Source organism: Brevibacillus halotolerans (assembly GCF_026891775.1).
Taxonomy (GTDB): domain Bacteria; phylum Bacillota; class Bacilli; order Brevibacillales; family Brevibacillaceae; genus Brevibacillus_B; species Brevibacillus_B halotolerans.
Genome location: NZ_JAPTNK010000008.1, coordinates 184,401 through 198,013, shown reverse-complemented (window position 1 = coordinate 198,013; position 13,613 = coordinate 184,401). Strand labels below are relative to the sequence as shown.

The 13,613-nt window shown below is 42.1% G+C and carries 15 protein-coding genes; 4 read left to right on the top strand and 11 right to left on the bottom strand.

The features are described 5' to 3' along the window. Positions 1-14: 14 nt before the first annotated feature. The 5 genes from O0550_RS12590 to pdxK form a co-directional block, all read right to left on the bottom strand. Complete coding sequence (locus O0550_RS12590; protein ID WP_258426466.1) at positions 15-827, bottom strand: ABC transporter ATP-binding protein; 813 nt, start codon at positions 825-827, stop codon at positions 15-17. Then, entirely contained in the window at positions 820-1,638 is an 819-nt protein-coding gene (locus O0550_RS12585) for an ABC transporter permease (RefSeq protein WP_003345017.1), read from the bottom strand. Before O0550_RS12585 ends, O0550_RS12590 begins: the two co-directional genes overlap by 8 nt. A 55-nt stretch (positions 1,639-1,693) precedes the next feature. Continuing rightward, entirely contained in the window at positions 1,694-2,398 is a 705-nt protein-coding gene (locus tag O0550_RS12580) for a nitrous oxide reductase accessory protein NosL (RefSeq protein ID WP_258426465.1), read from the bottom strand. Beyond that, entirely contained in the window at positions 2,395-3,768 is a 1,374-nt protein-coding gene (locus tag O0550_RS12575) for a right-handed parallel beta-helix repeat-containing protein (RefSeq protein ID WP_258426464.1), read from the bottom strand. Before O0550_RS12575 ends, O0550_RS12580 begins: the two co-directional genes overlap by 4 nt. Positions 3,769-4,001: 233 nt before the next feature. Further along, positions 4,002-4,811, bottom strand: coding sequence for a pyridoxine/pyridoxal/pyridoxamine kinase (gene pdxK / locus O0550_RS12570; RefSeq protein ID WP_003335527.1), 810 nt, complete (start codon positions 4,809-4,811; stop codon positions 4,002-4,004). Between the two features lie 101 nt (positions 4,812-4,912). On the opposite strand from pdxK, the gene O0550_RS12565 reads away from it, so the two are divergent. Beyond that, positions 4,913-5,140 (top strand): phosphoenolpyruvate hydrolase family protein, encoded by a 228-nt coding sequence (locus tag O0550_RS12565; protein WP_396125766.1) that lies wholly within the window; start codon positions 4,913-4,915, stop codon positions 5,138-5,140. A 63-nt stretch (positions 5,141-5,203) separates the two neighbouring features. Here O0550_RS12565 and O0550_RS12560 read toward each other — a convergent pair whose 3' ends face one another. Beyond that, the gene (locus O0550_RS12560) at positions 5,204-6,403 is read right to left on the bottom strand and encodes an acetate kinase (RefSeq protein WP_003335528.1); all 1,200 of its coding nucleotides are present in this window, start codon (positions 6,401-6,403) and stop codon (positions 5,204-5,206) included. Positions 6,404-7,209: 806 nt separating this feature from the next. Here O0550_RS12560 and O0550_RS12555 point away from each other — a divergent pair. The 3 genes from O0550_RS12555 (at position 7,210) to tatC (ending at position 9,925) form a co-directional block, all read left to right on the top strand. After that, positions 7,210-8,853, top strand: coding sequence for a PhoX family protein (locus O0550_RS12555; RefSeq protein WP_258426463.1), 1,644 nt, complete (start codon positions 7,210-7,212; stop codon positions 8,851-8,853). A 63-nt stretch (positions 8,854-8,916) separates the two neighbouring features. Beyond that, positions 8,917-9,150 carry a twin-arginine translocase TatA/TatE family subunit gene (gene tatA, locus O0550_RS12550; protein ID WP_003335530.1) on the top strand — a complete coding sequence of 78 codons (234 nt, stop codon included), beginning with the start codon at positions 8,917-8,919 and terminating at the stop codon, positions 9,148-9,150. A gap of 40 nt (positions 9,151-9,190) precedes the next feature. Further along, entirely contained in the window at positions 9,191-9,925 is a 735-nt protein-coding gene (gene tatC, locus O0550_RS12545; protein ID WP_096888162.1) for a twin-arginine translocase subunit TatC, read from the top strand. A gap of 78 nt (positions 9,926-10,003) precedes the next feature. Here the strand turns inward: tatC and queF are convergent, their stop codons facing one another. From queF to cysC, 5 genes are all read right to left on the bottom strand, one after another. Continuing rightward, positions 10,004-10,510: a preQ(1) synthase gene (queF, locus tag O0550_RS12540; protein WP_003345027.1), complete on the bottom strand. Its 507-nt coding sequence runs from the start codon at positions 10,508-10,510 to the stop codon at positions 10,004-10,006. Positions 10,511-10,572: 62 nt separating this feature from the next. Continuing rightward, positions 10,573-11,316, bottom strand: coding sequence for a 7-carboxy-7-deazaguanine synthase QueE (gene queE, locus O0550_RS12535; protein ID WP_035319086.1), 744 nt, complete (start codon positions 11,314-11,316; stop codon positions 10,573-10,575). Next, positions 11,309-11,797 (bottom strand): 6-carboxytetrahydropterin synthase QueD, encoded by a 489-nt coding sequence (queD, locus tag O0550_RS12530; RefSeq protein WP_003345030.1) that lies wholly within the window; start codon positions 11,795-11,797, stop codon positions 11,309-11,311. Before queD ends, queE begins: the two co-directional genes overlap by 8 nt. Next, positions 11,781-12,449: a 7-cyano-7-deazaguanine synthase QueC gene (gene queC / locus O0550_RS12525; protein ID WP_101667400.1), complete on the bottom strand. Its 669-nt coding sequence runs from the start codon at positions 12,447-12,449 to the stop codon at positions 11,781-11,783. Before queC ends, queD begins: the two co-directional genes overlap by 17 nt. A 435-nt stretch (positions 12,450-12,884) precedes the next feature. Further along, entirely contained in the window at positions 12,885-13,553 is a 669-nt protein-coding gene (cysC, locus tag O0550_RS12520) for an adenylyl-sulfate kinase (protein ID WP_258426462.1), read from the bottom strand. Positions 13,554-13,613 lie beyond the last annotated feature (60 nt).

Genomic DNA, 13,613 nt, shown 5'->3' with positions numbered 1-13,613 from the left:
CTGGCAAAGTGTGACTAGCTTAGTTTTATCTCCTGCCCCGCACGTTGTCCAAATGGAAAGATTTCTGCGAACGCTCCTTGTAAACCGAGAGTTCCGTATTTTTGTTGAAAGTGCTCTACACTTCCTTGCTGTATAATGCGTCCTTTTTGTAAAAAGATAGCTCGATCACACGCCAGTTCCGCAATATTAAGCTGATGCGTAGAAAAAATAACACTACTTCCTTCTCGCTTAATTTGTTGAACTAACTGGACAAACTCTTCCATCCAATAAGGATCAAGTCCGTTGGTAGGCTCGTCTAGGACCACCAAGGCTGGCTTTGCCAATATAGCCTGCGCAAATAACAAGCGCTGCTGCATTCCTTTTGAGAACGTGCTGACACGTTTGTCTTGTACATCCGTAAGGCCAACTAATTCGAGCACTTCTTCGGTTCTTGTCACATTAATTTTACGCAAGGAAGCATAAAATTGTAAAGTCTCCCAAGCTGTCAGTCCATTACCGAAGTTGAACTGATCGGGCATATAGCCGATCTGGTTAGAATACTCAGTGCGATTTTCCTTCCAGCTCATGCCATTTACAGTAATGTTACCTTCAGACGGCTGTGTAATGCCTACGATCATCCGTAAAATAGTACTCTTCCCCGCTCCATTGCCGCCACATAATGCCACGATCTCACCAGCATCCATCGAAAGCTCAAATGGTTCAACTAATGTTTGCTGTTGGATCCGTTTACTCACACCCTTAATAAGTAAACGTTCCTTTTTCGATGCACTAGATTTTACATCATGCGTATCTACCACTTTATTTACTGCTTCAGATCTGCTACCCACGGTATCGCCTTCTTTCCCAGGCCAAGATAGATCCAGCCATCATCAATACCACCCAAAGCAGGCAAAAAACAGCGAACAAAGTCGTACCCATACTGGTCTTTAACCAGTCTACCCATTGGTAGTACTCGGGACCAAAAATAGAGCCGCCCCCCATTTTAATGACCATAAAAATACGAACTAATTCGGCTGGATTTAATATGGTTAAAATTTGCACCGCAGGCTTAATTGCTTGATAAGGCAACCAGCCCAAAACGGAGATCAATAGGGTAGGCCAAGCTAAAATAAACAAGAACCAAATGCTAACACCAACCGTTAAAGCCTGCCAACGATTCTGACAGAAGGTTCCAATCCATACGGCAATCCCTAAAAACAGCAAGATTAATAAGATAGAAAAAAGGAAGAAAAACAGTAACAGTGAAAGCGTAAAGCCTTTGCCAAACAAAGCTCCTACCAATCCAGATAGGCCATATCCAAAACTGATAATCGCAATTAAAACAGCAGCTAGCCCCAGATATTTCCCACCAAGAAACGCGGATGTAGAGAGCGGATACGTAGAAAGTAACTGCCAGCTTCCTTCTTCCTTTTCCGAAGTAATAGAAAAGGAACCAAGCAGCAACGTCATCAGTGGTAATAAATATAAGATTAAATTAAGCATAGCTCCTGTCGTATGGGTATACCCCTCCATGTAGGCTTGGGCTTGAATCAACAACAAAGCTAGGCTAAATAGCGAGAATAGGGCTAAGAATGAATAGGCCCACGGATTGCGAAATCCAATCTGTATTTCCCGCTTGGCGATATGGATAGCTTGCATATCAACACTTCCTCTATCTGTAGTCCCTCGGGCAAGTGCGCTTTAACAAATCGTCCTAGTGCCCTGCTCCACTAGCCTGTGTTTCAGTAGATGGAGTAGAACCATTGTGTTCGCCTGCGCTTTTACCTGCATCATGCTGCTGTGTTGAATGCCCCTCAGTTTTACCTGCATCATGTTGTTGTGTTGAATGCCCCTCAGTTTTACCTGCATCATGTTGTTGTGAATGTTCGCCAGCCTTGTCTCCCTCTTTATGCTCCATATCACCGTGATGCTTCTTATCACCGTGATGCTCCATTTGATCCATATTCATTTCCCAATTATGGCTGTTAAGCTGATCGGCTGTTAGGATTTGGCCTTTACCTTGTTCTTTTACGAACGCTTCCGCAGATTGCTTATCTTTAAAAGAGTACACTCCGTAAGCCATTGGTGTTTTAAATTCTTTATCGTAAGTAAAAGTAGCATCGTTTAGATTCATCCACTCTTTCGTGTGGTAATCACGCACGAATTTCACGTCAATTTTTTCAGTTCCGTTCTTTTTAATCCAAGCAAACAGATCGCCGATGTCATCAAATTTTAGTGCTTTTCCATCCTTTAAAATGATTTCCGTTGCATTATGATCATCAGCGATTTGCATGTTGCAGATATCGCATTTATCAACGCTTTCATTAATCGCCACCGGCTGTGCTGACTGTCCTCCACAGCCTGTCATTAAAGCTGAAACCAATGCAATGCTTGCCCAAATCATATGTGTTTTTTTCATTTTGTACGAACCCCCATTAAATAGATAAAATAAATGCTTCCTAAAAACATAATCGCACTAATCACAAGGATTATCGGCGAATGAGTTGTAGGTGCTTGGTTTTGTTGCTCGATTGGCGTCATCAAAGGCTGTGGATCATGCAAAAATGCGCCAGAATGATCATCAAACATGCTCTCTAAAAATAATAGGCCCGGTGATTGAAAGAAAATCTGGAATGCCTCTACTTGATCTGTTAAAGCAAAGAAAAATGGATTAATACGGTAGGCCAAATCGCTCTTACCATCCCCTTGCAAATCTACGCTTTGAGCACTGTCCCAATAATTCATCTGCAAAAGGTTATCTGTACTGCCTTGAGCCTCTGCCTGAGTTACGTTTCCAATAAAATGATTGCCAGTAAATGAATTGTCTTTCGATTCTTTCAATTGCAAACCGATGTAATTTTGCAATATTTGATTATAGGAAATTTCATTCTTTTCTGCCGCTTCTACATAAAGCCCAACGCGGTTTCCTTCTACGTAATTACGTTCCACTCTTGCCTTTTGCACATCAAACAGCAGGATACCTTGCGAGTTAACGCTCTCATTTTGCTTGGTGAATCGGTTATCTGTAACGATTGCATTGTCCGAGCCCATGACCATACCGCCAGTTACATTCCGATCGCCCTGATTGTGTATCAAGGTAACATCATTACTAAACATGAGATGATAACCATAACGGGAATCGTAGACCATGTTTTTCTCCACACGGTTGTTGTGACTGGTCTCTACATAGATACCGTCAAACATATTTTCAACCAAATTCCCCATAATGGTATTGTTGTTGGCCTCTTTCAAGTCAATTCCATTTCCCTTTTTTCCTGGACTGCGTGTTTCATTTAAACCAGTAGGAATAGCTTTTCCCGCCAACAATCCTTTGATCTTGTTACCAATGATCTGGTTATGCTCACCGTTTCGTAGCTGAAGACCTGTTCCCTTTGTTTCAATCGTGAGCTCTTTTACTACATTTCGGCTGCCTTCCATTACTAGCGTAGCAGTCTCTGCACCTTGACGCTCATCTAATAAAGTAAGACCACGCAGACTTGCTTGGTTACTTTTCAAGGTGACTACGGGAGCATCCCCTTGGCTACGTACAGTTACGGTACCCTCTGCCTCTACATGAATCGGCTTAGTGATCAGGATAGGACCACTGTATTCTCCTGCTGGCACTTTGAGAATCGTATCCGTCTTAGCCTGATCAATCAGTTGTTGTAACTCATTTTTCATCTCCTCAGCTTGCGCCGGTCGTATGATGAAACCACTAGCTACCAAACAGGCCAGCATCAGAACCAAGCAAATATAACTACCTATCCTGAAAGCTGTATGTCGCCGCATAAGTCCCCTCCTTTTTGGGGTATGGTAAGCGCAGTCATCCACTCACGCCATTATTATGATAAATATGTCGCTATAACACAGCATGACTCGAAAGGGCTAGTGGGGTATGTCAAATGTGCTTCCTTTTGCAAAGATTTAATAAATTGGACAATATTTACTGAAAAGTAAGGAAACTCACAAAAAAATAAGCCTGTCTCATTCCTTTAGACAGCGCTTATTTTATCAGAATTGATTTATTTACCTTCTACAGCACGGTAAGCAGAATGGCATGTTGGTCCCACATGTTGGTTTAACGGGAATGCTTGGCGAATCGCTTCTGTAATGAAAGCCTTCGCTGTTTTAACAGCATCCTTTACTTCCGCTCCTTTTGCCAATTCAGCAGTAATTGCAGCAGAATATGTGCAGCCTGCCCCATGAGTAAATGTGGTATCGAATTTTTCTGTTTCTAAGATTTCGAATGACTCCCCGTCAAACAAAAGATCTACCGCTTGGCTATCCTCAAGACGACCGCCGCCTTTGATCAAGACATATTTGGCTCCCATCTCATGGATTTTCTTCGCCGCCGCTTTCATATCTTCAACCGTATTAATCTTTAAACCACTAAGAAATGCAGCTTCGGGCAAGTTAGGTGTTACCACCATTGCTCTTGGGATTAACTCTTCTCGCATCGCTTTAATAGCTTGCTCATCTAGGAGAACAGTGTCTTCCCCTTTGCAAATCATTACCGGGTCAACAACAACCTTCGTTACATTATATTCAGCAATTTTGCGGGCAGCCAGCTCAATTACTTCTTTTGTTGCCAGCATCCCTGTCTTCAGGGCATCTACACCCACATAATGCATAGTTGTTTCCAATTGGGCCTCAATCGCTTCAAGAGGTTGCGGATAAACGAGATGGGCCCAGTTTTCATCCATAGCTACCAATGCTGTAATAGAAGTCATTCCATAAACATTGCGTTCCTGAAATGTTTTTAAGTCTGCCTGAATTCCTGCTCCACCGCTTGAATCTGAACCCGCGATAGTCAGAGCTTTATGCATAGTCATGTGCTTAAAATCCCCCTTGTACTATTCCTGCTTTATACCTGCTAGTATGATTGCTATTCTTCTTATATTGTAAACCTGATGCTCTCAACATAACAGAATAAATTTTAGAGAAGTATACTTTCCGATCATATTGTAAGAAGGTTCCTCTTAACCCCGATATTATTGTTTTATGTCATGGTGGTCCGATTGCTACGCCAGAGGATGCCACTTATGTCTTAACACATACGACAGGTGTTGTCCGGTTCTTCGAGGCATCCAGTATGGAACGTCTCCCTACGGAAACTGCCATCACAGAGAATATGGGCCAATTTAAAAAGATAATGGAATAATCATATAAAAAAACTCTCCTGCACCTTCAACAAAGCGCTAGGAGAGTTTTTTCATTTTATATCTTATAGTTTAGCAAATTTCATTGTGTCGCGAGCAATCATTACCTCTTCGTTTGTAGGGATAATGAAAGCTTTAACTGGAGAATGATCGAAAGTAAGATCAGTTTCTTTACCACGTACGTTATTTTTAGAACGGTCGAAGTATACACCCATCCACTCTAATTTATCCAATACGCGACCACGGATGATATCACTGTTTTCACCAATACCGGCTGTGAAAATGATTGCATCTACACCGTTCATTTGCATAGCATAAGAACCGATGTAGTTACGGATTTTTTCTACAAAGATTTGTAGAGATAGCTCGGCACGCTCGTCATTGTTCTCTGCTGCAGACTCGATATCGCGAAGATCGCTGGACAAGCCAGAAACAGCTAGAAGACCAGACTTTTTATTTAGAACATCTACTAATTGGTCAACAGAAAGACCTGTTTTTTGTTGTAGATAAGGAAGCAATGCTACGTCGATATCTCCAGAGCGAGTACCCATTGGCAAACCAGCAAGTGGTGTAAAGCCCATGGATGTATCAATGGATTTACCACGGTAGATAGCAGCCAAGGAAGCACCGTTACCCAAATGGCAGCTAATCAAACGTAGTTTTTCTACTGGACGATCCAATAATTCAGCAGCACGCTGCATTACATACTTGTGAGAAGTACCGTGGAAACCGTATTTACGGATACCGTACTTTTCATAGTACTCAGTTGGGATACTGTACAAGTAAGATTTAGCAGGCATAGTTTGGTGGAAAGCTGTATCAAAAACTGCAACCGCAGGAACGCTCGGTAGAATTTTTTGGAATGCAGTAATTCCCATGATGTTTGCTGGGTTGTGTAGAGGAGCTAGCTCAGAAAGCTCTTCTAGTTTTTTAATTACTTCATCTGTTACCAATATAGAATCTTTAAAAGTCTCGCCGCCGTGAACTACACGATGACCAACGCCATCTAATTCTGTAATATCTTTAATAGCGCCTTTTTCTGGATCAGTTAACAAAGCAATTAGTTTTTTTACAGCTACTTCATGGTCTTTCAGATCAAGCGTTTCTTTTAGCTTCTCTCCATCGCCTACTTGGAATGAAGACATGGAATCCTCCATGCCAATACGCTCCATTAGACCTTTTGCCAATACACGCTCAGAAGGCATGTCAAACAATTGGTATTTCAAAGAGGAGCTACCACAGTTTACGGATAGTACGATTGCCATATGATCACCTTTATCCTATCTTGTTGTTTGTCTTTCGTTGTCTCTCTCGATTAATGAAGAATCAGCATAGACCGATTTCATCACAATCTCTAGTAATCTACTTTAGCATGAATCCTCGCATCTGTGAATGTTATCACAAGAAATTCAGACTCTTTCAAAAAATGTTACTTTTAGTATGTCCAAAACGATACAATCGTACTCAGCGCTCGTTCATCATCCTTCACCGCGTACCGCGGCTATGCTTTTCCCACTTCCTTTTGCATATGAATAATGAGCTGACGAATGAGTCTCCTCCCTCTAAATTTGGGTAACATGGCAATATTTCCTAACACGGTCGTATCTTTATGCCCACTTGTTCTTTTCGTAATGGAAGGAACAGCAAATCCTTCTCTACATTTTTAACATAAAATCTAGGAATTAGGCCTCTTTGCTCGTAAAACATAATGACCTCAGAAATAACCGACTCCGGATTTTCGATGGGCAGTTCAACATATGCATTAGAAAAGGAATAGACAAGCTTAGAAATTGAATGTTAATTTTTTTAAAAGCCTCTATCATAACTCTTTACACTGCCTATACTTTTTTAATAATTCTCGTTACTTTTACCCCATTTGATCTTTCCTAAAATCCCGTCCATTAATAAGCTCCAGCCTTTTCCTCTCTTCCTATCACTATCATTCCTTTTGTAAAAAAACTCGTTTTTCTTTCATAGAATCTTCATCCCAGCTTAACCTCATCTCCTGACAAGCTCTTTACAATGAAAAGCGAAAACGAGCTTTTAACAAGGAAAAGGAGCGATTCAACCAATGGAAGTAAACCGTCGTCAGTTTTTAACATTTCTTGGAACCGGCACCGCTGCTCTCGCTTCATTAGCTACAGGGATTCCGGCCCTTGCCAAAGGAGAGTCCATTTCTGGGAAAACAGCAGATCATCTATTTGGCCTTCAATCTCCTCCTAAAGCCTTTCATCCGAAATTCACCCCGATTAAACCAAGCACAAAGGATGACGTCATTCTTCCCCAAGGCTTCACTTACAATGTCATTGCCCTTTATGGTGATAAAATTAACGCTTCCGGCGATACTTTTGGTTTTAATGCTGATTTCAACTGTTTCCTGCCAATGAACGGAAAATCAGATCATGGTTTACTCTGGACGAATCATGAATATTGCGGTGAGCTAGAATACTATGTAAATGGCTATGATAACCTAAACGCTGATCCCCAAAATAATAAACGCACGCAAGAACAAATCAGTAAATACCTGTACGCATTAGGTGGGTCTGTCATTGAAATTAAAAAGGAGCAAGGTAAGTGGACATTGGTTCCTACCTCCAAATATGGTCGCCGTGTTAGCGGATTAACCAAACACCTCATGACAGGCCCTGCCGCTAGCCTGGCGAAAGAAGTAGTCGGTACATTTGCCAACTGCTCTGGCGGTGTCACCCTGTGGAATTCTATTTTATCCTGTGAAGAGAATTTTCAGGATGTGGTCACCGATTGCAAGCTTGCTGATGAGCGCCACTATGGCTGGGTAGTGGAGGTGGACCCATTCGATCCAAGCTCTACTCCTAAAAAGCATACGGCACTTGGACGCTTTTCACATGAAAATACCGCTATGACACTAGCTCCTGGCGGTCAATTAGTGGTATACATGGGCGATGATGCGACTGATCAGTACGTGTATAAATATGTATCTAAAAATAAGTACGATAAGGCTAAAGGTAAAGCCAACAGCAAGCTGCTAGAGGAAGGCACGCTGTATGTGGCCAATTTTGCAAAGGGGAAATGGATAGCTCTCGATTACCACAAGACAGAAGCCTTGCAAAAAGCTGTGGACAAAGACAAAAAACCGCAATTTACTTCCCAAGCAGATGTGTTGATTAACTGTCGCATCGCTGCAAAAGTAGCTGGTGGGACACCAATGGACCGTCCCGAAGATGTGGAGGTTCATCCGATTGATGGTTCTATCTTTATTTCCCTAACAAACAATAAAAATCATAGTAACTTTTATGGTCATATCATGCGCCTGTTTGAAAAGAATAACGATCACGCTGGCGTAGAATTTGATTTTGAAATTTTTGCGACAGGTGGTCCGCAAAGTGGCTTTGCGGCTCCAGATAATCTGGCCTTTGATAGTGCAGGCAATCTGTGGGTCGTGACTGACATCTCCTCTGGTTCTATGAATACGGGAATCTACCGTGCCTTTGGGAATAATGGAGTCTATTTTATTCCTACTTCTGGTGAGCATAAAGGCGTAGCTAGTCAGTTTGCTTCAGCCCCAGTTGGTGCGGAGATGACAGGACCTTGGTTTACACCCGATGAAAAAACTTTATTTTTATCCGTTCAGCATCCTGGCGAAAATTTAGAGTCTTACGATAAGCCAACCAGTCACTGGCCTCGCGGAGCATCCTCTCTCGCCTTGCCAGGAGTAATTGCTATTCATGGATTTTAGCCGCTACACCTGCCTTTTGAAGATAGATAGACACTCTATATTAAGAAAGGGAGATAAATCCACATGCTATCATCTATTGGGATTCCAGGTCTTATCCTGATTTTAATTATTGCATTGGTTATCTTTGGCCCTAGCAAGCTGCCTGAGATTGGTCGTGCCTTTGGACGTACCCTCAGTGAATTTAAAACAGCAGCCAAGGATTTAACCAAGGACGAGGAACCGGATCAGTCCTCAGAACCAGCGAAAACGCCAGAAGCAACAAAAGCTATGGAGCCAGCTAAAAAAGAGGTTTCCTAAATTGGTTTGTTCGAATCTAGTTGAAAGAGGTAGAATTTCATTGGACCCTTCCAACACTCCAAGTCATATCTTCGACCATCTAAGCGATATGCGAAAACGGATTATTATTGTCATTGCCACATTTTTGATCAGCTTTGTTGTCTGCTTTTTATATGTAGATTTTATTTATCAATTCCTCACGAATCGTTCTGGAGAAAAGCTGACCATCTTAGGCCCTACCGATGTACTAACCATTTATATGAGGCTATCTGCATGGGCCGCCGTCGCGATTACGATTCCGTTTGCAGCTTTTCAGATATGGGGCTTTGTTTCTCCAGCTTTAACCACTAGAGAACGTCAGGTAACATTGATGTATATTCCCGCTCTGTTTCTGTTGTTTATCAGCGGGGCAATGTTTGCCTATTTTATCTTGTTCCCTATGGTGTATCAATTCGTGCTTGGATTGTCCAACAATAACTTTCAGCTCTTAATTACGGCTAGCGACTATTTCAGCTTTATGCTCGCTTTTTGCCTACCCTTCTCGGTATTATTCGAGCTTCCACTGGTGGTTTTATTTCTCAGTCATTTGGGTATTGTGAATCCGCATCGGTTAGCAAAATTACGCAAGCCCGCTTATTTTCTACTATCCATCATTTCTATCTCGGTAACTCCACCCGACATCATATCGGACATTTTGGTACTTGTACCGCTGATTGGGTTATACGAATTAAGCATTGGAATCTCAAGAATAGTGTATCGTAAAAAGCTAGAGAGAGAGCAGATTACCCTAGGATAGTCGAATTGTTAAAAGAGGCGGCCCATCTCCGATCAAAATCGGGATGAAGACCGCCTCTTTTGCTATATAATGCTCATTCTATCGATTATCCACTTTCTCCGGATACATGTCATGATTCATCATGCGATGCTCTGCCATCTCTTCAAATTTAGTGCCTGGCTTCCCGTAATTGCAATAGGGATCAATCGAAATACCTCCGCGTGGAGTGAATTTCCCCCATACCTCAATATATTTTGGGTCCATTAGCTTGATTAAATCGTTCATAATAATATTCATGCAATCCTCATGGAAATCACCATGATTACGGAAACTAAATAGATACAGTTTTAAGGATTTGCTTTCAACCATTTTCTTATCAGGTATATAACTAATATAAATGGTTGCAAAATCTGGCTGACCTGTCATTGGACAGAGGCTGGTGAATTCGGGGCAATTAAATTTTACCCAATAATCACGATATGGGTGCTTATTGTCAAATGCTTCTAAAACATTTGGATTATATTCATAATGATACGCTGTCTGTTGATTGCCAAGCAGCGTTAAATCTTTTAATTGCGGGTTGGTAGATTGATTATTATGGGTCATCTTTATGAAACTCCTTTAGCTCTTTTTCTCACATCTGCAAGGCACATTTCGGTCAGACGATATTACACGCCTCGTTTATTGCCCCACAGCAGGGTGTGTAGCTGCGGTAGAACTTTGGCATTGTTAAACTCTTTGCTCATGGCTACCTTGTCCACTAACCATTCCAATGATTGTAGTAACCGATCACGCAAGTCTTCTCGTTCACCTTCAATATCAGCCAATTCAGGATTCCCTACTTGCAAATAAAACGGCACTTGCGGATAACGCTGATGTAATTCTTTTGCATACTGGAAATCCTCATCGTCAAATACAACCACCTTCATGCTAACGTGTTGATCAGTTGATGGAAGAGGGTTGTCAGTAAGCTTGGCAACTATTTCATCCAGTCGGTCTATATTTGTCGTCATCCCGGAGCTAGGCGGTTTCGGGGATAAGGTGATATCATCCACTTCAGCTAACCATTCCTGCCATCTGCTCCCCTGGGTTTCCACACCAATGCGAATGTTATGAGAATGTAGCAACTGGACTAGTTCTCCAAGCGGGGCCAGCAATAGCGGATTGCCCCCTGAGATCGTGACATGCGAGAAGCAGTCTTTGCCAAGCTCCTGTAGCTGATTCCAAATTTCCTCCGCTGTCATCATGCTGATTTGCTCTTTAGCCGAGCCATCCCATGTAAAAGCAGAATCACACCAACTGCACCGATAATCGCAGCCAGCCGTGCGTACAAACATAGTTTTTTGCCCAATAACCATTCCTTCTCCTTGGATTGTCGGGCCAAAAATTTCTAGCACAGGAATGCTACTCATGATACATCCACTCCCGGCGCATTTCGGCGTAGCTAGTCGGTGTCTCGAATAGCCGTACAAATTCCACACGTACATCCTGTTCGAGATAAATAGAGCTATTGGTAAGCGACTCTTCCATTTTTTCAAAAATCCACGCTACCATATTTTCTGCTGTTGTATTCATTGGTGGTAACGTTTCATTTAAATAACGATGATCTAAATAAACCTCGATCTGTTCCTTCCAGATCGTTTTAATGTCCCCGAAGTCTACGGTAATCCCAATTTCATTGGGACGACCACTAATACCAAACACAACCTTATAGGTGTGTCCATGTAAATTCTTACATTTCCCTTCGTAAGCATGCAAATGATGAGCGGCATCAAAAGTGAATTCTTTACTTACCAGCACTCGCTTTTGATGATAACGCAGCTCTTTTTTCTGGATATCCTGTTCATATCGCTGCAAGCGTTCGACAATACGAAAATCATAGAAGTTTCCCATTGTTCGCTCGCTCCTCTTCGTATGCTTTCAGACCTGCGGCACGCAACTGGCAGGCAGGGCATTCCCCACATCCATCGCCAATCACTCCGTTGTAGCAGGTCAAGGTTTTTTCACGGATATACTCAAACGCACCCAGTTCATCGGATAGCTTCCACGTCTGCGCTTTGTTTAGCCACATAAGTGGTGTATGGATCACAAATGGATAATCCATCGCTAACTGCAACGTGACATTGAGTGATTTGATAAAGGAATCTCGACAATCTGGATACCCGCTAAAATCGGTTTCACAAACACCCGTGATGATATGTCGAGCGCCAATTTGCTTAGCGTAGACCGCTGCAAACGACAAAAAGAGCAGATTGCGTCCATCCACAAATGTATTGGGGATTTCACCTTCTACTTGTTCAATCGCGACATCATCGCGTGTCAACGCATTAGGAGCCAATTGGTTTAACAGACTCATATCCATAATCGTCTGCCCTACACCTTGTTCCTTGGCAATTCGCTGCGCACATTCAATTTCTTGCTTGTGACGCTGGCCGTAATCAAAAGTGACTACTTCCACCTCACCAAACTGTTTTAATGCCCAAAACAAACACGTTGTGCTATCTTGGCCACCACTAAATACAACCACCGCTTTGTCTTTTTTCATCTCGCTTCATCCCTTTCGTGTTCTTGAAGAATCGTTGTCTTCAAGGGTCTACGAAGAAAGAGCGTTCTTGAACTTTCATATGAAACTTGTCCCCAGGTAGTTTTTTATAGAGGGAGTTCGCGAACCTCTCCCATGCACCAAGGCATGGAATTCTTCTGGTTGTCTGGTTGCGGTAAACAGACTTCTCCATTATACGCTGTTTTGATAAAAAGCATAAGGTTGTTTTATAAATTACAAGATTTTTACTTAGTTGATCCTGATAGCTATCCACATTCCTACCTTGTCTAATCCGAAAGACTTGTTATATTCCATCTATGACCCCTACAAGCCTTCTTATTGGTCTATTTCTCTCGGATTCAACCAAATCTAGTTTCTTTTACACAATCCTTTATTTCTGTTCTCCATTGTTTTGCTATTGGTAAGACCATAAACCGTTTATATTTTCCCTTGTTTATGAACCAATACAAGAATCGATTCTACAGCTTCTTCAATTGAACAATGGGCGGTTTCTAAAATGAAATCAGGATTAACCGGCGGCTCATAGGGCGCACTAATTCCTGTAAACTGGCTTATTTCTCCCGTTCTCGCTTTTTTGTACAAGCCCTTCGGATCTCTTTGCTCACAGACCTCTAACGGACACTTTATATAGATTTCATAAAAAACCTGATCAGCAAACAGCATTCGAGCCATTTGTCGGTCTTCTTCATAGGGGGAAATAAACGAAACGATAGTCATAAGCCCCGCATCCACAAACAGCTTGGCTACCTCTGCTACCCTGCGAATATTTTCTTGCCGATCTTCTTTGTTAAATCCTAAATTTTTATTCAAACCATGCCGGATATTATCGCCATCCAGCACATAGGAGCGAATTTTTTGAGCAAACAGTGCCCGCTCAACAGCAAATGCAATCGTTGACTTCCCTGATCCGGATAATCCAGTTAGCCATAGCACACAGCTTTTATGGCCGTTTAGTCCAAAGCGTTCCTGTTGTGTTACTGTTGACGTTTGCCACACAATCTGTTGCGTATGATCAGTCGGTTGATTACCCACTTCCTCACTCTCTCCCTCTTTTTTTATTACATTATGCACAGTTGCTTGTACCATTGTTAGGCTTGTTCCACTCGGTTTGACGGGCCGCTTACTTCTGTCCCAATAATGTGTCGG